16 protein-coding genes are annotated in these 16,474 nt (G+C 39.2%); 12 read left to right on the top strand and 4 right to left on the bottom strand.

Annotated features, from left to right (window positions below; translation table 11 throughout):
• The first annotated feature begins 156 nt into the window (after positions 1–156).
• The 3 genes from pyrF to mscL all read left to right on the top strand — a co-directional run bounded on the left by pyrF (position 157) and on the right by mscL (position 2,477).
• Positions 157–876: an orotidine-5'-phosphate decarboxylase gene (pyrF, locus tag AC5JMK_RS09080; protein WP_495909921.1), complete on the top strand. Its 720-nt coding sequence runs from the start codon at positions 157–159 to the stop codon at positions 874–876.
• A complete protein-coding gene (locus AC5JMK_RS09075; protein WP_495909920.1) occupies positions 873–1,604 on the top strand; it encodes a hypothetical protein in 732 nt (243 codons plus the stop codon). The genes pyrF and AC5JMK_RS09075 overlap by 4 nt, the downstream gene beginning before the upstream one ends.
• A gap of 444 nt (positions 1,605–2,048) precedes the next feature.
• Complete coding sequence (mscL, locus tag AC5JMK_RS09070) at positions 2,049–2,477, top strand: large conductance mechanosensitive channel protein MscL (RefSeq protein WP_495909919.1); 429 nt, start codon at positions 2,049–2,051, stop codon at positions 2,475–2,477.
• Between the two features lie 164 nt (positions 2,478–2,641).
• Here mscL and AC5JMK_RS09065 read toward each other — a convergent pair whose 3' ends face one another.
• Positions 2,642–3,331 carry a uracil-DNA glycosylase gene (locus AC5JMK_RS09065; protein ID WP_495909918.1) on the bottom strand — a complete coding sequence of 230 codons (690 nt, stop codon included), beginning with the start codon at positions 3,329–3,331 and terminating at the stop codon, positions 2,642–2,644.
• A 259-nt stretch (positions 3,332–3,590) separates the two neighbouring features.
• Between AC5JMK_RS09065 and AC5JMK_RS09060 the strand changes: the two genes are divergently transcribed.
• Positions 3,591–4,259 (top strand): phosphoribosyltransferase, encoded by a 669-nt coding sequence (locus AC5JMK_RS09060; protein WP_495909917.1) that lies wholly within the window; start codon positions 3,591–3,593, stop codon positions 4,257–4,259.
• Positions 4,260–4,401: 142 nt separating this feature from the next.
• On the opposite strand, the gene AC5JMK_RS09055 is transcribed toward AC5JMK_RS09060, so the two are convergent.
• Both AC5JMK_RS09055 and AC5JMK_RS09050 read right to left on the bottom strand, forming a co-directional pair.
• A complete protein-coding gene (locus AC5JMK_RS09055) occupies positions 4,402–5,190 on the bottom strand; it encodes a sugar phosphate nucleotidyltransferase (RefSeq protein WP_096674708.1) in 789 nt (262 codons plus the stop codon).
• Between the two features lie 157 nt (positions 5,191–5,347).
• Positions 5,348–5,671 (bottom strand): YkvA family protein, encoded by a 324-nt coding sequence (locus AC5JMK_RS09050; RefSeq protein WP_096674710.1) that lies wholly within the window; start codon positions 5,669–5,671, stop codon positions 5,348–5,350.
• A gap of 283 nt (positions 5,672–5,954) precedes the next feature.
• Here AC5JMK_RS09050 and cbiT point away from each other — a divergent pair, with 283 nt between their 5' ends.
• The 4 genes from cbiT to dps all read left to right on the top strand — a co-directional run bounded on the left by cbiT (position 5,955) and on the right by dps (position 10,025).
• The gene (gene cbiT, locus AC5JMK_RS09045) at positions 5,955–6,557 is read left to right on the top strand and encodes a precorrin-6Y C5,15-methyltransferase subunit CbiT (RefSeq protein ID WP_096674712.1); all 603 of its coding nucleotides are present in this window, start codon (positions 5,955–5,957) and stop codon (positions 6,555–6,557) included.
• A gap of 104 nt (positions 6,558–6,661) precedes the next feature.
• Positions 6,662–7,543, top strand: coding sequence for a phosphatidate cytidylyltransferase (locus AC5JMK_RS09040; protein ID WP_096674714.1), 882 nt, complete (start codon positions 6,662–6,664; stop codon positions 7,541–7,543).
• Between the two features lie 634 nt (positions 7,544–8,177).
• A complete protein-coding gene (locus AC5JMK_RS09035; RefSeq protein WP_096674716.1) occupies positions 8,178–9,074 on the top strand; it encodes an AraC family transcriptional regulator in 897 nt (298 codons plus the stop codon).
• Positions 9,075–9,476: 402 nt separating this feature from the next.
• Positions 9,477–10,025: a DNA starvation/stationary phase protection protein Dps gene (gene dps, locus AC5JMK_RS09030; protein ID WP_096674718.1), complete on the top strand. Its 549-nt coding sequence runs from the start codon at positions 9,477–9,479 to the stop codon at positions 10,023–10,025.
• A 68-nt stretch (positions 10,026–10,093) separates the two neighbouring features.
• Here the strand turns inward: dps and AC5JMK_RS09025 are convergent, their stop codons facing one another.
• The gene (locus tag AC5JMK_RS09025) at positions 10,094–10,810 is read right to left on the bottom strand and encodes an LmeA family phospholipid-binding protein (protein WP_096674720.1); all 717 of its coding nucleotides are present in this window, start codon (positions 10,808–10,810) and stop codon (positions 10,094–10,096) included.
• Positions 10,811–10,974: 164 nt separating this feature from the next.
• Between AC5JMK_RS09025 and AC5JMK_RS09020 the strand changes: the two genes are divergently transcribed.
• From AC5JMK_RS09020 to AC5JMK_RS09005, 4 genes are all read left to right on the top strand, one after another.
• A complete protein-coding gene (locus tag AC5JMK_RS09020) occupies positions 10,975–11,730 on the top strand; it encodes a pseudouridine synthase (protein WP_096674722.1) in 756 nt (251 codons plus the stop codon).
• A 35-nt stretch (positions 11,731–11,765) separates the two neighbouring features.
• Positions 11,766–12,557, top strand: coding sequence for a helix-turn-helix domain-containing protein (locus AC5JMK_RS09015; protein ID WP_096674724.1), 792 nt, complete (start codon positions 11,766–11,768; stop codon positions 12,555–12,557).
• 818 nt (positions 12,558–13,375) lie between these two features.
• Complete coding sequence (locus AC5JMK_RS09010) at positions 13,376–15,136, top strand: WD40 repeat domain-containing protein (RefSeq protein ID WP_495909916.1); 1,761 nt, start codon at positions 13,376–13,378, stop codon at positions 15,134–15,136.
• 120 nt (positions 15,137–15,256) lie between these two features.
• Positions 15,257–16,345 carry a glycosyltransferase family 9 protein gene (locus AC5JMK_RS09005; protein ID WP_096674728.1) on the top strand — a complete coding sequence of 363 codons (1,089 nt, stop codon included), beginning with the start codon at positions 15,257–15,259 and terminating at the stop codon, positions 16,343–16,345.
• The last annotated feature ends 129 nt before the right edge of the window (positions 16,346–16,474 follow it).

Raw genomic sequence — 16,474 nt, 5'->3', positions numbered from 1 at the left:
CCAGTTACCAGTTACCAGTTACCAGTTACCAGTTACCAGTTACCAGTTACCAGTTACCAGTTTAATTTGAGAACTGATAACTGATTAGTTGTCTCCCTTTTCCCCCATGTCTTCCTTATCCCCGTTCCCTGTTCCCCTTTCCTTATCCCCATACCAATGAACACAGACAAGCGAATTATTGTGCCTTTAGATGTGGCAAATATTGCAGATGCGATCGCCTTGATTGAACGATTGCCACAAGTCAGCTTTTGGAAAGTTGGTTTAGAATTGTTTACCAGCACAGGACCCCAAATTCTGCAAGAATTAAAATCTCGGCAAAAACGGATTTTCCTAGATTTGAAGTTTCATGATATTCCTAATACCGTTGCTGGCGCTTGTCGGGCTGCGGCAGGTTATGGGGTTGATTTGCTGACAATTCACGCTACATCTGGTAGAGATGCCCTCAAAGCAGCAACAGAGGCAGTAAAAACAGGGGCAATGCAAGCAGGAGTAGAACCACCAAAACTCATTGTCATTACACTGTTAACTAGTATTTCTTCCCGACTGTTGGCGTTTGATTTAAAAATTCCCTTAGAATTGCCAGAGTATGCACTGGAGATGGCATTGATGGCGCAAGAAGTTGGTTTGGATGGGGCAGTTTGTTCGCCTCAAGAGGTGGCACAACTACGAAATAGTTGTGGAAATGAGTTTTTGTTAGTTTGTCCAGGGGTGCGTCCAACTTGGGCAGAAAAAGGAGATCAAAAGCGATCGCTTACCCCAAGCCAAGCCCTACAAGCAGGGGCAAATTACCTTGTGATTGGGCGTCCCATCACTGCTGCTGTTGAACCTGAGTTAGCCTGGAAAAAAATTTGCGAGGAGTTAGCAACAGTGAGATGAATTCCAAAGCTCAAAAAAATAAATTTCAAAGAGTAGGGAAAGAGGAAAATGATAAGGAAAAAGGGAAAAATGTCAACCCTTTAACTTTTCTGTTTTACCTTTTACCCAAATTTTGCAATCAGTCTAGTTATAATTTGTGGCTTGTAGCTTTTGGCTTTTGGTTATTCATTTCAAATTGTTTTACTTACCAAGCATTTGCTCAGAATCCCACTTCTTCACCAACAAGCAGAGAAAAATCTTTTTGTTCGCAGCAAAGCATTGAACTATTAACTACAAAGCTTCTGCTTGATTTACCTAGCTATGCCAATCGTGTGATTCAACGCGCCCGCCGCACTAGCAGAAAAATTGATGTTTTTAGTTATGTTTTATTGGCAGGAAGACCAGAATTTACACCACTACCCCTAAACTCAAGCGGAGATATCCCTAAAGAATTAAAATATAGTGCCAAAGATGTTAATCAAGTATTTTTTACTACTTTAGAACGGCAGTATACTGGGAAAAAAGTTGTGGAATTACAACAATTTCACTGGCTATTTTTAGCAAAAGCTGATAACGGTTGGTGGATGGTAATGATGTTTTCTCGGACTGGCTCTGATCCTAAACAAGAAATTCCCACACCCCCACAGGATAGTAGTAACGGTGTTGTTGCTCAAGGGATTAAAACTTGGTTAAGAGATTGTCGCGCACAAAGTGGAAGTTTTTCAACTTCTCCGACAATTAAAAAATAAAAAATAAAAAGTAAAAATTAAAAATGAAAGTGGAATTTTTCCTGTTCCCTGTTAAGAGTTCCCGACTTTCAAACTAGTTTCTGGGTTCGCCGAAATGATTTTTGCGCTCGCCGAAATGATTTTTGTATGCTCCGAAATGGTTTTTGTATGCTCCGAAATGATTTTTGTATGCTCCGAAATGATTTTTGTATGCTCCGAAATAATTTTTGTATGCTCCGAAATGGTTTTTGTATGCTCCGAAATGGTTTTTGTATGCTCCGAAATGGTTTTTGAGCTTGCCGAAATAACTTTTGAGCTTGCCGAAATGGTTTATAGAGTCTTCATGTGTGTCTTTGTGGATCAAAAATACAGCCCTTTGCATCTAAAATATTGCCGCCCCAAAAACTGTATAATATTCCACCTGAACTAAATCAAATTTGATAATTTCAAAAGGATCAGGGACTTATGGTGCGTAGTAATGGCTTTTGGGCTGATTTTCGTAAGTTTTTAATGCAAGGTAACGTCATTGATTTAGCTGTAGCGGTCATTATCGGAGCAGCATTCGGCAAAATCGTTAATTCCCTTGTCGAAGACATCATTACACCTGTCATTTTAAATCCTGTACTTAAATCAGCAAGAGTAGATAACTTACAAAATTTATCAGTCAATGGCGTCAAATACGGTGTATTTCTGTCTGCAATCATCAACTTTTTAGTGATTGCTTTTTGTATTTTTCTGATTATTCGTGCTTTTGAAAAAGCTAAGAAAAGATTCGTGCGTAGTGGTGAGGCTGCTGAAGCAAGTGCAGTTGATCCAGCAGTTGTAGCCCAAGAAAGATTGACTGACGCAATAGAACGTTTAACGAGTACGATTGAATCTCAAACAAACAGATAGTTAATAATCAAAACGGTGGATGCTATCGAGCCTCTAAACTAAAAAATTGGTACTGGATTATCAAAAATAACTTGTTAAGTGATTGATATTTTCTACAGTACCAATTACCTCACAATAATTGTTGATGTTACTGTCAAAGTTGAGGCTGTCAACTAGTCGATATTCTAGCCCATCATTTCATCGTATTTAATACGCACTGTTTGAACATCTTGCCACATCAACCATTTTGGACTTCCAACTTCACGGGAGGGGTTACGCAGCAAGTAAGAAGGGTGAAAAATCGGCATACATAAACGTCCTTCCCATTCCATCCAAGTTCCGCGAATTTTAGTAATCCCTCGTTTATCGCCAATTATACTTTTGACAGCAGTTGCACCTGTTAAAAGTATTATTTTCGGGTCTACCAAGCGAATTTGTTCCAGTAAATAAGGTTTACAAGCCTCGATTTCTTCATTAGTAGGAACACGGTTGTTGGGTGGGCGACATTTATTGATATTGGCTATATATACATCTTTATCTGTATCTAGTTTGACAGATTCGAGAATTTTTTCTAAAAGCTGCCCAGCTCGACCAACAAATGGTAGCCCTGTTTCATCTTCGTTTTGTCCAGGTGCTTCACCTATCACCATGATCGGCGCTTTGGGATTACCGCGTCCGACAACAGCATTAATACGAGTGTTTCCTAATTCACAGCGATGACATTGGTTGCAATGCTGTGCTAATTCGAGCATATCGGCATAAGTTCCCGTTGAAATGGGAATTTTGGCATCTGTGGGAATCAATTCTTTTTTGTCAAGATTAGATTCCTGTAAATTGGATTCCCCAAAAAGATTGAGTTGATGTTCGCTGCTCATGAAATTTTCAATATTAATCTAAGCACAAGTTTTTAAGCTGAGTTAAATATTTACCCAAAAACTTGCAGGTTCAGCCCAGCAGCGCTGCGTCTTGTGACTGCTGATACTAATACTACGAAATTATACTTTCATTACGCTATTTCTGAACGTTTGTGCCACTCAAACTGTTCTAAGTTTAACAAAATAGGAAATTTGTTCAATTTAACAGAAATTCAGTCATGATCAAAGCAATGGTAGCTTCATGTACTGGGGGAAAACAATGTCAGATACCCCGCTTTTTACTGATCGTACTCAAGCTGGAGAGAGACTAGCCGAAGTTGTTCAGGTAACCTTAATCAAACAAGCGTCTAAATCCGATATTAAGCCTGTACCTATTGTCTATGCTTTACCACGAGGGGGACTAGAGGTAGCAGCACCAGTTGCGCGTGTTTTGGGTTGTCCATTAACGATATTAGTAGCGAAAAAGATTAGCCATCCAGAAAACCCAGAATTGGCAATTGGTGCGGTAACTGCCTGTGGTAGTGTAATTTGGGCCCAGCCAAGAAAATCGTACCAGAGACAAAATTTGCGATCGCATCAAATATCATTAGATGCAGCAATTTACCAAGCTAAATCTTTAGAAGCACAATTAAGTGTTGCTTGTCCACAGGTGAAACCAGAAGGCGCCACAGTGATTATCGTTGATGATGGGATCGCGACAGGAATGACAATAGCTGCTGCTGCTGTTGCGATCAGAAAACTTTCTCCAGCAGAAATTTGGTTATGTGCGCCAGTTGCACCTCTAAGACTATTACCCTGGTTACATCAATGGGGCGATCGCCTGATTGTTTTAGCCACACCAGAACCATTTACTAGTGTTAGCAATTTTTATCAGCAATTTCCTCAAGTAGAAACCACAGAAGCTCTAACATATCTTCAAAATCAATAGTTAGTGGTTGGTCAAGCGTCAACGTTCAAGCTTTCGTTCAAGCTTTAAGGCTTAATGTTCAAATTTCAAAGCGATTTCTTCTCCCTTGTCCCCTCTTCTTCCCAATTTTTAATTTTTTATTTTTAATTGTTTTGTCCGCACCTCAAACTTCCTCCACACCCAATCGCACAGCTTGCACTAAATCATTGGGTGTACCAATATCTAGATAGGTTCCATCAACAAACGTTTCAGCTTCTACGTGAAAACCCTGAGTGATTGCAGTTTGAATAATATCTCCTATCGGTATTTCTGGTAACTCTGACAAATTAGGATTTGCCTTGAGAGGAATAAGATACTCATGTAAAAACTGAGTAAAGGCGGGTGTCCAAACAGCAATACCCCACATGTAACGCAAATCTGACTGAGAAGGCTTTTCGATAATTAGCTGTACTCTACCTGTATTATCGAACTCAACCATACCAGCTTTCTCTGGTTGGTTGGTGGGGAACAATCCTAAAACTACATCTGCTTTAGTTGCTTGTTGACGTGCCAACACCTTTACAAATGCATCTTTGGGTTGAAACAAAATATCAGCAAAACCCAATGCTACCAATGCATCCCGAACAAAAGGATAAGCTTGATCCAAGGTAAACGGTACACCATAAGGCAAATCCATAATAAGATAGCCCAAGCTCATAGAAAGCATCGCACCATCTCTGAAATACTCCGGAATATCCCACTTTCCCGGACGCAAAATAAAGTATGCCTGATTAATACCCGCCAGTTGCATTTTTTCCAGCAGATAGTGAGAAACTACCTTTGGTCGCAATTTATGTTGATCACCAAAATCTTGAAACCCGACAGGATATAATTCTTTGCTTAGTGGTAAAGGAGAAATCCGTTTTGCTTGTCCACCTGCTGGTAGAAGTCCAATAATTTGGCGATCGCTCATAAATGATTTATTTGTAGTTAATCGTTAGTAGTTAGTAGTTGCTGATTAATACTAATTAAAACTTAACTAACAACAAAAAACCAATAAAAAATACCCCCCTTCCCCAGCCATTCTGGCAACAGAAGAGGGTTACTTAATTTTAAGATCACATTTGTAACTATTTCACAGAAACTGCATCAACATCCACAGTGGCACTGGAGGTTGAATCCTGGGTAGTATCAGTGGCTTGGGTGTCTACATTGGCGTCTACAGTACCTCGACGCGCTTTGAAGCCTTCAATTACCAGCCCTGATACTTCAGTTACTAACAAAGTTAAAAGAAAAACATCATCAATTTCCCCCACAATAGGGAAAAAATCTGGAATTATATCGAAGGGACTGACAAAATATAGCAATGTTCCTAAAATCACCCACCAACGGTATTTAGAGTTGCGAATTAAGTCGCGATACCAATTGTAAAGAGATTGTATTGAAAATTTCATTGACCTTCACCTCTCGTTACTTTTAATTTTGGCAAATCATTTTCCACACTTCTTGTGGGAATAACCGCCCTAATATGGTTGGAAGATGCGACAAAAATTGGGGATAGGGGATCAGGGATATGGAGGACATGGAAAACAAGGGAGAATTATTTAACAAGTCTCTTCCCCGATGCGCGATACCCAATTTTTAATTCCTACGTCCAGAGTGTCCCCTTGTCTGTTTTCCCCGATCCCTTTTCCCTGATCCCTTTTCCCTGATCCCTTTTCCCCTAGTTAAACTTGTATGCCACCTCAACTTTGGCCTTATATTAGTCCTGGTATTCCCGATGATTTATTCGAGCATTTACCGGGAATTCCCCTCAGTCAGAGAGAAATTCGACTGTTGTTGATTGCTCAATTACGTCTATTACCCAACACTGTTTTGTGGGATATTGGTGCAGGTACAGGTACTATTCCTGTAGAAGTTGGATTGCTATGTCCTAAAGGGCGAATCATTGCTGTGGAACGAGATGAAGAGGTTGCTAACCTCATCCGTCGTAACTGCGATCGCTTTGAAGTCAAAAATGTGGAAATCATTGAAGGTAGCGCCCCTGAGTGTTTGCATGACCTCAAAGAAGCACCTCACCGTGTCTGTCTCGAAGGTGGACGAGCCATCAAAGAAATTTTGCAAGCAGTTTGGCATTATTTGCCGCCATCAGGTAGAGTAGTCGCCACAGCTGCTAATCTAGAAAGTCTGTATGCAATTTCTCTAAGCTTTGCTCAACTACAAGCGAGAAATGTTGAAGTTGTGCAGTCTGCTATTAACCGCTTGGAAACACGTGGTTTTTCTCAAACTTTCAGTGCTGTCGATCCAATTTTTATCCTTAGTGGTGAAAAGCTAGATTAGACACAATTAGCACTATTTAGGAGATTACTAAATTAAGAATTTTTGATTTTTAGTTTTTAATTGTTAATTGAGTAGTCCTATTCTCTAGTCTTTAGTCCCTAGTTATGCCTTGGTCTCGAATTTTTAGCGGAATTGTTGCGATCGTTGTCGCTTTATCGGCAACTGTTTTGGGCGGATGGTATTTTACCATCGTATTTGCAGTGATTATCTTTTTAGGTCAAAAAGAATTCTTTAATTTAGTTAGAGCCAAAGGCATAGCTCCCACTGTAAAAACTACTATGGTTGTTAGTCAAATTCTCCTAGCAATTTGTACGCTAGATGGTAATTTGGCTGATGCTGTTATGCCAATAGCTGGTACTTTTATCTGTTTTTACCTGCTATTTCAACCAAAAATTGCGGCGATCGCGGATATTTCTGCTTCAATATTGGGGCTTTTTTACACTGGTTATTTGCCGAGTTACTGGGTAAGGTTACGAGCGTTTAATACAACACCCAGCAATCTTCCTTTGGGAGGCTACTGGCCACCAAGTTGGTCAGATTTCTTTGCACATAGACATTCAGTTTCTTTACCAGACGGTCTAACCGCTACAATGCTGACTTTTCTCTGTATTTGGGCAGCAGATATTGGTGCTTATACCTTTGGTAAATTTTTTGGCAAAACCCCTTTATCTGATATTAGTCCGAAAAAAACCGTAGAAGGTGCTGTCTTTGGTGTTGCGGCTAGTGTGATCGTTGCATTTGCTGTGGCTTATTATTTTAACTGGCCCAAGTATCCTATTACTGGTTTGACGTTAGGATTGTTAATTGGTATTGCTGGTCTTTTAGGTGATCTAACTGAATCAATGCTCAAGCGAGATGCTGGGGTAAAAGATTCAGGACAATTGATTCCCGGTCACGGTGGCATTTTAGACCGTACAGATAGTTACATTTTTACTGCTCCTTTGGTTTATTATTTTGTATCCCTTATATTACCATTGCTGATTTAGTTATTAGTGATACTCCAGGCTAACGCACCATCCTAAATTTTTGGTGCGTCATACCATTTCACAAAATTCTTGATACAAATTCTTCCTCTTATCCTCCTAGTCGATAAATTATCCTGACACTTCTCAATATTTAAGATAGTAATTACTCACAACAAATAAAAAATTTAAATCTACGTTTTCTATTCTCATTGAAATTGATCAAAAATCAATTTATCGATAAAAATAATACCTAATTTTTCAAGTAGACCAGAACACATAAAGCTTAAAGTGCTTATAAAACAAAACTTTTTAGACTTTTAATCAAGATGAGACTAATGGATAAATGCATATGCAAGAAATTTGCCAGAGGGGTTAAATCAAATTGATTTTGTAACAAATCTATTTGATTTTGTAGTGAAACTGATGGTAAAGATTACAAATTTGAATTATTTACTTGGGTAATTAACCCTAAAAAATATACTTTAATTAGGAGAAGACAACTGCTTTTCTCAATAAATTGAGAAAAGCAGTTGTCTTAAAACTGTACAAGAAGCTGCATCTATTTCCAGGCTGCATTTCATTAACCACTTCGTACTTATACAAGTACTAACTTGAAAAAAGTGGCAGTAACAGCCCAGCGGCAAAGGAGAAGTTAATGCAAAGGGAAAAATCCCTAGCCATTGATGTGACTAGAGTGGATGCTCGTAAGCATGTCCTCACCAGATCGCCGATATTATCAAGTCATGAATCAGGATGGAAAAATCTGGGTTTGGAGCATCACATCCAACCAGCCTATGAAAGCCCTGAACATTACTCTAAGAATTATGTGCTTGTAATTCGGCTGAAATGCCAGTTAGAATTACAAAGGTGGCTGGGAGAATGCCATAGAAGCGAAAACTGTTTGCCAGGAGACGTTGCAGTAATACCGCCTTACGTAACTCACAGAGCAATGACTGTAGAGGAATCTGAGTTTATGGCTGTGACTTTAGACTCTGATTTCCTAGCAAATATAGCTTACGAATCTGTTGATTCAGATGCGGTTGAAATGATACCACACTTTTCCAAAGCTGATCCGTTGATTTATCAAATTACTCTTGCCCTCAAAAAAGCACTAGAGTATAATAATGGACTAGCTAGCGCTCTGTACGCTGATTCTATGGCAACAGCATTATCAGCCCATTTGTTGCAACATTACTCTGCACCTAAACATTCTCTGCAAAATTATGATGGGGGTTTACCCAGACATAAGCTACAACGGGTAACAGAATATATCATTGATCATTTGGCAGAAGATTTGCTGCTAGGAGCAATGGCTCAGGAAGTTGGCATGAGTAGATACCACTTTGCCCGATTATTCAAACAATCCACAGGGCTTTCTCCTTATCAGTACGTAATTCACTGCCGCATTGAGCGTGCTAAGATGTTGCTCCTGCAAAATAAACTAAAAATTTCTGAAGTAGCCTCGATAGTTGGTTTTGCGGATCAAAGCCAATTTACACGCCATTTCAAGCGCATATTGGGAGTCACACCTAAAGAAATTCGGAAGAAATAGCAATAATTATCTAAAAAAGCAATAATCATCTATACAGCAACAATCAAGTTTCTATACTTTTAGATAGAAAGATTTAAAATCCCTATTGTCCTCGGCTAGTGGTGTTCAGCCCTAGCAATCCCCCCCAATTTTTGCCCCAACTGGTGGCTAGCTGTCTACAACCCAAAAATTGATGGGGGGATGGGAAATTTGGGAGATGGGGAGATGAGCAATCATACTTTTTCTCTCCATTACCCCATCACCCTATCCCCCTATACCCCTCAGAATTGCTGGGGCAAAATATTAGGTGTGACGGGGGATTAAAGCTTAAGCAAAAGTCTGAAAAGCAATTTAACAGATACTTATGCCAAAAGCGCTAGCTGGGCGTTCTACCACTACATCATTTCTTCTTTAAGGAGTCGAATGAACGGTAGTAGCGAACCTCGCGGTAAAAGCCTTGATCAAACTGAAATTAGTCTACCTTTACAAGTTCGAGCGCAACTGATCGATATTCTCAATCAAACGCTTGCAACCACGATAGATCTCAAGACTCAGATCAAGCAGGCCCATTGGAATGTTGATATTACAAAATCCTATAATCTACACGAGTTGTTTAATGAAATTGCGATTGAATTAGATTTGTATATCGATTTGCTTGCACAACGAGTCACAACTCTTGGGGGTTTGGCAATTGGTACTGCTCGGAGTGCAGCAGGACTATCAGTCTTACCTGAATATCCCCTTAATATTATAGAGGGAAAAGATCATGTGAGTTCGATCGCAGAGCGTTTGGCTATCTACGGAAATTTGCTCTGGGAAAACATTGATCGTACGGCTATTTTGGGGGATGCAGATACAGCCTATCTTTACGCAGAAGTTTCTATGGTCGTTGATAAGCGTCTGTGGTTCCTAGATGCTCATCTAGTCAGTTCAGTTTTGCAAGTGGATCATCAGCTAGCTGAATATAACTAGATTAAGGGATGGAGTCAATGGTCAATTGTCAATAATTGCTATTACACTTGACAATTGACCATTGACAACTAAGGATTAACATTAATTCGTCCCTGACAAACTAACTTTCCTCTTGTCAGCTTTAATTGTTGAATATCAACATCAGAACCCAAATCGAGATAGTGTCCATCATGAGTTTCTAACACTACTCCCATAGTATCTTTGGCTTTTATTTGTGATATTTGTAACTCATGACTACTGAGTAACTTGATGTCTGCACAAACTTGTGAGACTGTGAGATTGTTGTCGGAAGGTTGGGAAATGTGAAGTATAATCCGACTGTTGTCAAGAATAATGTTTTGGTAAAAAATTGACTTGGATTTTGGACATTGTTCTGGTAAAAGTTTATCCAGTACATCATTTAAGGCAGTCGATAATAAAGTAGATGAAGTAGAGGCATTAAGTTCATCCTCTTCTACTACTAGTTCGCCGACTACTGGTACAGTTTCTAACAGCCGTAACGGCTGACCCTTGAGTACTGAGCCAATGTTGATACGAATATTTTCGGCTACAAGTTGAATTTGGGTAATATGAAGACCTTGATAAACCGCATGACTAGCAAAAATCGACACCCAAGGAATGCAACCAGAGAGAATTTGGCGATCGCTCGCTTTAATCTCGACTTCCAACTGAGATACTTGACTGATCTGGGATCTCAGCCATAATTTGAGTGCTGTCGTCAGTACGTTCGTAATAATGCGAACTTTTTTGCTGGAAGTTTGTGTTTCTAAATTGTTTTGTGCCATCTACCACTTTACTGATTACTTATGATTAATTACTTACAAATCTATAAATATTTAAACGACTCTTAACTTTATCATTTGCGGCTATTAACTACAAACCGCAAAGGTAAAGTTTTGTGCAATTAATTGTATGTTTTACTATTGACTCAAAGTCAAGTAATTTCCGCATGGAGGAAAGGCTACAAAAAATTTTATCCCAATGGGGTATTGCCTCACGCCGTCAAGCCGAAGACATGATTAGGCGATCGCGCGTGCGGGTCAATGGCGAATTGGCGCACTTGGGTCAAAAAATTGACCCTCAAAAAGATACAATCACTGTTGACGGTAAGTCAGTATCACCTGACCAACGTCCAGCTTTAGTGTATCTGCTACTGCACAAAGAAGTAGGTGTAGTTTCCACTTGTCACGATCCCCACGGAAGAAAGACTGTTTTGGATCTATTACCAGCAGAATTACATTCTGGTCAGGGTATTCACCCTGTTGGTCGCTTAGATGCAGACTCTACAGGAGCAATCATACTTACCAACGATGGAGAGTTAACCTTCTGGCTGACCCATCCACGTCATAATATCCCAAAAACTTATCAGGTTTTAGTAGAAGGGCATCCGACCGAATCAGTACTACGCTCTTGGCGTCAGGGTGTGCTGTTGGATGGAAGAAAAACACGACCAGCACAAGTGAAATTCATCAAAAAATTTGCCGATACTACTTGTTTGGAAATCATTTTAAAGGAGGGGAGAAATCGTCAGATTCGTCGTGTCGCCGAACAGTTAGGACATCCAGTAATTAAATTACATCGTACCGCCATAGGTGAGATCCAACTGCGATCGCCTGAAGGTAAACCCTTACGCGCAGGTGAATATCGTCACTTAGAAGAAAGTGAGATTCGCTTTTTAGAAAAAATTAAAGCAGATTCCTATTGAAATATTTAGCTGGTTTTAAGGAGTGTAAATAAAACATGAAATGGTTAAACAAGAAAAACAAACATGAATTCGTAAATTCATTGGATCAACAGCGAAGAGAAAAACTGGTAGCAATGGGCGCACAACTTAGCTCCTCACGTCAGGAAAAAGATTTATCATTAGACGAAATGGTTGTAATGACCAGAATACCTCGGCGACTGTTGCAAGCAATTGAAGAAGGTAATTTACAAGAACTACCAGAACCAGTTTATATTCAGGGTTTGATTCGGCAATTTGCTGATGCATTAGGCTTGAATGGTGCAGAATTTGCTGGTGATTTTCCAATTGGAACTAATCGAGTTAGCTTAAAACCTGGTTGGAAAAATACATCGGTAGGTGAGTTACGTCCATTTCATCTTTATTTACTTTATATATTGATGATTTTTTGTTCTGTGGGTGGCTTATCTCAGTTATTGAATGCTAATGCTTTGCAAACAGCAAACAATAATCAAAATATTTCCAAACAGAATCAACAGACTGTAAATCCATCACAAAAGTTTCAGCCTGTTAGTGACATGACTAGCAATCTCAATAATGCTCAACAAGTACAAATAGGTTTAACTTTAACAGAGAAATCTTGGATTCAGGTATTAGTTGATGGCAAAGTAGAGTATGAGGGTGAATTACCAGAAGGAACTCACCGGATTTGGAAAGCTCAAGAGCAACTAACAGTAAAAACTGACAATGCTGGTGGTGTATTGGTAAGTATTAACAAAGAAAAAGCCAAGCAACTGGGAGAACCAGGGAAACAAAAAGAAGTGACGATCGCAGCTAATACGAGGTCATAGTTAAATTGTGAAGTATCAACTTGTGCTGTCAATGCTTTGTGCATAGCAGCACTATTTTTTTATAAATTTAGAGATTTAAATTCTGTACCAGACGCGATATATCGTGTCTGGTACAGAATTTAAATGTTAATCGATTTGTCTTATCCGAACCGTATTGGGAAAGCGCTGGTTGTTGGTTGTGATGTCAGCGATCGCACACCTGTTTGAGAAGCATGATATTGTGAATATATGCGATCGCATCCAAATCTACATTTTTACTCACGAACTGCTTCCCCACGAACAGTATTTTCTTTTTCTACTTCGTTAAAATAAACTCCTATCAGCTAATTTCTTCTATTCAAACCTTGATTTAGTCACCTACTATTACTGATATCTGGTGACTAGTTGTGTTTGTTCATGCATACAAATCACTTGGCTCGCTAGTTGTTAACTCTAGTTAATCAACTTGAATTACTAGCTAAGTATAGTTTAACTTAGGTATGCAGTGGTTTTTTATGAATAAGCTGGAAAAAATCTGTATTTAAATTGACAGATTAAAATGTAACCTTCCAAGGATGCTATATACCAAACTTTACTTAGTAACTATTAATTCATCGGAGAGCCAAACTGTGATTATTTTTGCAGAGAACATGAACTATATTGATAAAATCAAGTTGTTCTGCGTATGGGAAAATAACAAAAAAGTTAAATCTTAAATTCCCTATTTTCTCTACGGGAATTGTTTATTAATTATCTATTATTTTCTTTGATTTCTTTAAAATTATCTGCACAACTCATTGCTGGCGCTATAAGTTTGCAGTACCCTTGCGAGGTTTTTGATGGATTGGATTAGCTTACTCAAAGCTCAACAAGCTGATTTCCTGCAACGAGTGAAAAAACCAAGGACTCATGACGTATCTTTGCTAGAAACTCAAGTCAGAGGTTGTCACACTGAAATCATGGCATTTTCAGGCGAAGCACTAGACAAAATGCTGACAGTTGCTTGCCAAAAAGCAGAAATTATTGGTAAAAATCCACCTCCTACGCCACCTGAATATCCAGAATTTTCTGATTGGAATATACCCTTTGATGCATACTTCCAACAGCAAGTAGAAGATTATATTTTACGAGAGCAAATTGTTGAACAAGTCATGCATCGATGCTTGGGTAAATCTGTGAAAAAAGTGCCACAAGATGCCATCAAAAACATGGTTTTGGATGATGAAGGCAATTTACGAGGAGAGAGCAAATTTTCTTATTTATTTCTAGGCAATAATAGTAATCAAATTCTTGTTTGTGTCGCCGATGGAGAAAGTTTTAATGGGATTAAAAAAAATAAAATAAAATGGTCAGTTACTCAAGAAGATATCAGAAATTACAGAGTCTTGATTTTTGTCTGTCTGTTTTATCCATCTTATGGTGAAAGCGGCTACGAGAAACAAGCGATAGTTACTGGTTTTTTGCCGACAAATCAAATTGAATTTAGCGAACCAACAATTTATGTATCTCCTAGTAACTTGTTGTATGCGGGTGGATTGAGTTGGTATTTAGCAACCGGAATTACCAAACAAGATACGTCGCCATTATTTGACGAAATATTTGTGACAGAAAAGACTCAAACTTTACCACCAGAACATCCCCTTAAAGGCATAATTGGAGATTGGCAATTTTGGCAAACACTCAAAGGACATAGTAGAGGAATTAACTGTCTTGCTTTTTATCCAGGAAATAATAATAGCGCTCATTCTACTTTAGTCGCAAGTGGAAGTCGCGGAGAAACAAAATTATGGGATTTAACAAAAGGAGAACTAATAGGTACTTTATCAGAGTATCCCTGGATGTTGTCTGGATTAGTAGATGAAGTCAATGCTTTGGCTTTTAGTCCAGACGGACATACTTTGGTAAGTGCTGGTGCAGATTCTACAATCAAAATGTGGCACGTCGGCGCTAGGGATTTGATCGATATTCTGCACAAACATAATGGTATGGTGCGGTGTGTGGCTTTTACTCCAGATGGACGTATGTTAGCTACAGGAGGAGACGACAGAACAATCTGCTTCTGGGACTTGATGCAACGTCGCGTCATAATTGCTCTGTCTTTGGATGATACTGCGGCTCATTCTCTTGCTTTGAGCCAAGACGGAGAAATTTTAGTTACAGGTAGTTACCGCAAAATCAAGGTTTGGCAAGTTTGTCAACAACCAGAAGGTAAGACTCCAAATGCCCAATTATTACATGCTCTGACTGGTCATTCTCATATTGTGACTTCTTTAGCGATGAGTAGCGATCGCCAAATTCTTGTCAGTGGTAGTCGAGACAAAACCATTAAAATTTGGCAACTAGAGACAGGCGAACTATTGCATACTCTCAAAGGACATGAAGATGGAGTATATGCGATCGCTCTTAGTCCTGATGGACAAACTATCGCTAGTGGTAGCGCTGATCAAACAATTAAATTGTGGCACTTACAAACTGGTGAATTATTAGCTACATTCACAGGTCATGATCACACAGTGACAGCAGTAGCGTTTACTGCTTCTGGAGAAATTTTGGTGAGTGGGAGTTTAGATAAGACGATTAAAATATGGCAACGAAGTTAATTGAAGGGATTGAAGGAGAATCCCCATTCCCTTCTAAAAATATTTTGGGCAAATGCCCAATGAACTATAGTGCATAACTATGTAACTTAAAAACAGTTGCCCTTGCAGATCCAAAGATGCATGTTACACGAACTTCAATCCCTCAAGCAACTGTCTACTTGTCGAATAGCTATTGTGCGATCGCTCCCTGCTTTGAGTGATTTACTTTGTACTGTACCAGCTTTAAGAGCGCTCAGAGCAGCTTTCCCTCAAGCTGAAATTACCCTCATTGCTCCAGCTTCGGCACGTTTTTTTGTAGAACGTTTTAGCCATTATCTTGATCAGTTCTTAGAATTTCCTGGCTATCCAGGAATACCGGAAATACCACCTTTAGTTCACAAATTACCAGAGTTTTTGCTAAAAGCTCAAGGGCAACATTTTGACTTAGCATTGCAAATGTATGATAGCGGCACTATTAGTAATTCCTTTACTGCTTTACTTGGCGCTCGTATTAACGCAGGTTTCCATCTTCTTGAACATTATTGCCCGAATCCAGATTACTTTTTGTCTTACCCCCACAACGAACCAGAAATATGGCGTCATCTGCGGTTGATGGAATTTTTAGGTATACCACTCCAAGGAGATGAGCTAGAATTTCCGTTGCAAAATGAGGATTTTGGGGTTTTACAACATATTTCTGACAAATATGTCTGCATTCATCCTGGTGCTAGTTTGCCAGAAAAACGGTGGTCTTTGAAAAGCTTTGCAATTGTTGCTGATGCGATCGCTGCTAGTGGTTATCAAGTAGTGCTTACTGGTATAGCATCAGAAGCAAATTTAACACAGTCATTAGCTGCAATGATGCGTTGCAAACCGATTGATTTAGCTGGAAAGACTAGTTTAGGTGCAATAGCGGCGCTTTTGAGTAAAGCTAGTCTACTAGTTTGTAACGATACAGGTGTATCACATTTGGCAGATGCTTTAAAAGTAAAGAGCGTTGTCATTTTTACAAATGCATCAATGTATAGATGGGCGCCTTTGAACCGTGAGATTCACCGTTCTCTCAGTCCTAGTTTTATACAGATGACGGATGTAGAAGAATTATTTGTAGATTCTACAATCAATCTTGGTGATACAAAATTCGGTGGTTTTTATTTTCCTGTTATACCAGAAGTTGTAATCACTCAGGTCGAAGATCTACTGGCGATGGAAGCTTCAAATGTTACTTAATTTTTGGGGAAATCGCAGAGCTTAGATCCTCGACAACTCCTGCGAAGTCGGGAATCTCTTGTCTCTCAGAAAGATTTAGCTAAATCAAAAAGAAGCCTCTCACCTACCCGCAAGGGAGGTGATGAGATG

This window comes from Pelatocladus sp. (assembly GCF_059505505.1).
Note: the sequence above shows the minus strand (reverse complement) of the source record. Positions and strands in the feature narration are given on the sequence as shown.

What these genes read in the sequence shown, in the direction of transcription:
- AC5JMK_RS09035 (WP_096674716.1), top strand. Translation starts at nt 8,178, where the DNA reads ATGCAAAGGGAAAAATCCCTAGCCATTGATGTGACTAGAGTGGATGCT.
- AC5JMK_RS09055 (WP_096674708.1), bottom strand. Translation starts at nt 5,190, where the DNA reads ATGAGCGATCGCCAAATTATTGGACTTCTACCAGCAGGTGGACAAGCA.
- AC5JMK_RS09050 (WP_096674710.1), bottom strand. Translation starts at nt 5,671, where the DNA reads ATGAAATTTTCAATACAATCTCTTTACAATTGGTATCGCGACTTAATT.
- AC5JMK_RS09065 (WP_495909918.1), bottom strand. Translation starts at nt 3,331, where the DNA reads ATGAGCAGCGAACATCAACTCAATCTTTTTGGGGAATCCAATTTACAG.
- AC5JMK_RS09025 (WP_096674720.1), bottom strand. Translation starts at nt 10,810, where the DNA reads ATGGCACAAAACAATTTAGAAACACAAACTTCCAGCAAAAAAGTTCGC.
- AC5JMK_RS09060 (WP_495909917.1), top strand. Translation starts at nt 3,591, where the DNA reads ATGTCAGATACCCCGCTTTTTACTGATCGTACTCAAGCTGGAGAGAGA.
- AC5JMK_RS09040 (WP_096674714.1), top strand. Translation starts at nt 6,662, where the DNA reads ATGCCTTGGTCTCGAATTTTTAGCGGAATTGTTGCGATCGTTGTCGCT.
- pyrF (WP_495909921.1), top strand. Translation starts at nt 157, where the DNA reads ATGAACACAGACAAGCGAATTATTGTGCCTTTAGATGTGGCAAATATT.
- cbiT (WP_096674712.1), top strand. Translation starts at nt 5,955, where the DNA reads ATGCCACCTCAACTTTGGCCTTATATTAGTCCTGGTATTCCCGATGAT.
- AC5JMK_RS09020 (WP_096674722.1), top strand. Translation starts at nt 10,975, where the DNA reads ATGGAGGAAAGGCTACAAAAAATTTTATCCCAATGGGGTATTGCCTCA.
- dps (WP_096674718.1), top strand. Translation starts at nt 9,477, where the DNA reads ATGAACGGTAGTAGCGAACCTCGCGGTAAAAGCCTTGATCAAACTGAA.
- AC5JMK_RS09010 (WP_495909916.1), top strand. Translation starts at nt 13,376, where the DNA reads ATGGATTGGATTAGCTTACTCAAAGCTCAACAAGCTGATTTCCTGCAA.
- AC5JMK_RS09005 (WP_096674728.1), top strand. Translation starts at nt 15,257, where the DNA reads ATGTTACACGAACTTCAATCCCTCAAGCAACTGTCTACTTGTCGAATA.
- AC5JMK_RS09015 (WP_096674724.1), top strand. Translation starts at nt 11,766, where the DNA reads ATGAAATGGTTAAACAAGAAAAACAAACATGAATTCGTAAATTCATTG.
- AC5JMK_RS09075 (WP_495909920.1), top strand. Translation starts at nt 873, where the DNA reads ATGAATTCCAAAGCTCAAAAAAATAAATTTCAAAGAGTAGGGAAAGAG.
- mscL (WP_495909919.1), top strand. Translation starts at nt 2,049, where the DNA reads ATGGTGCGTAGTAATGGCTTTTGGGCTGATTTTCGTAAGTTTTTAATG.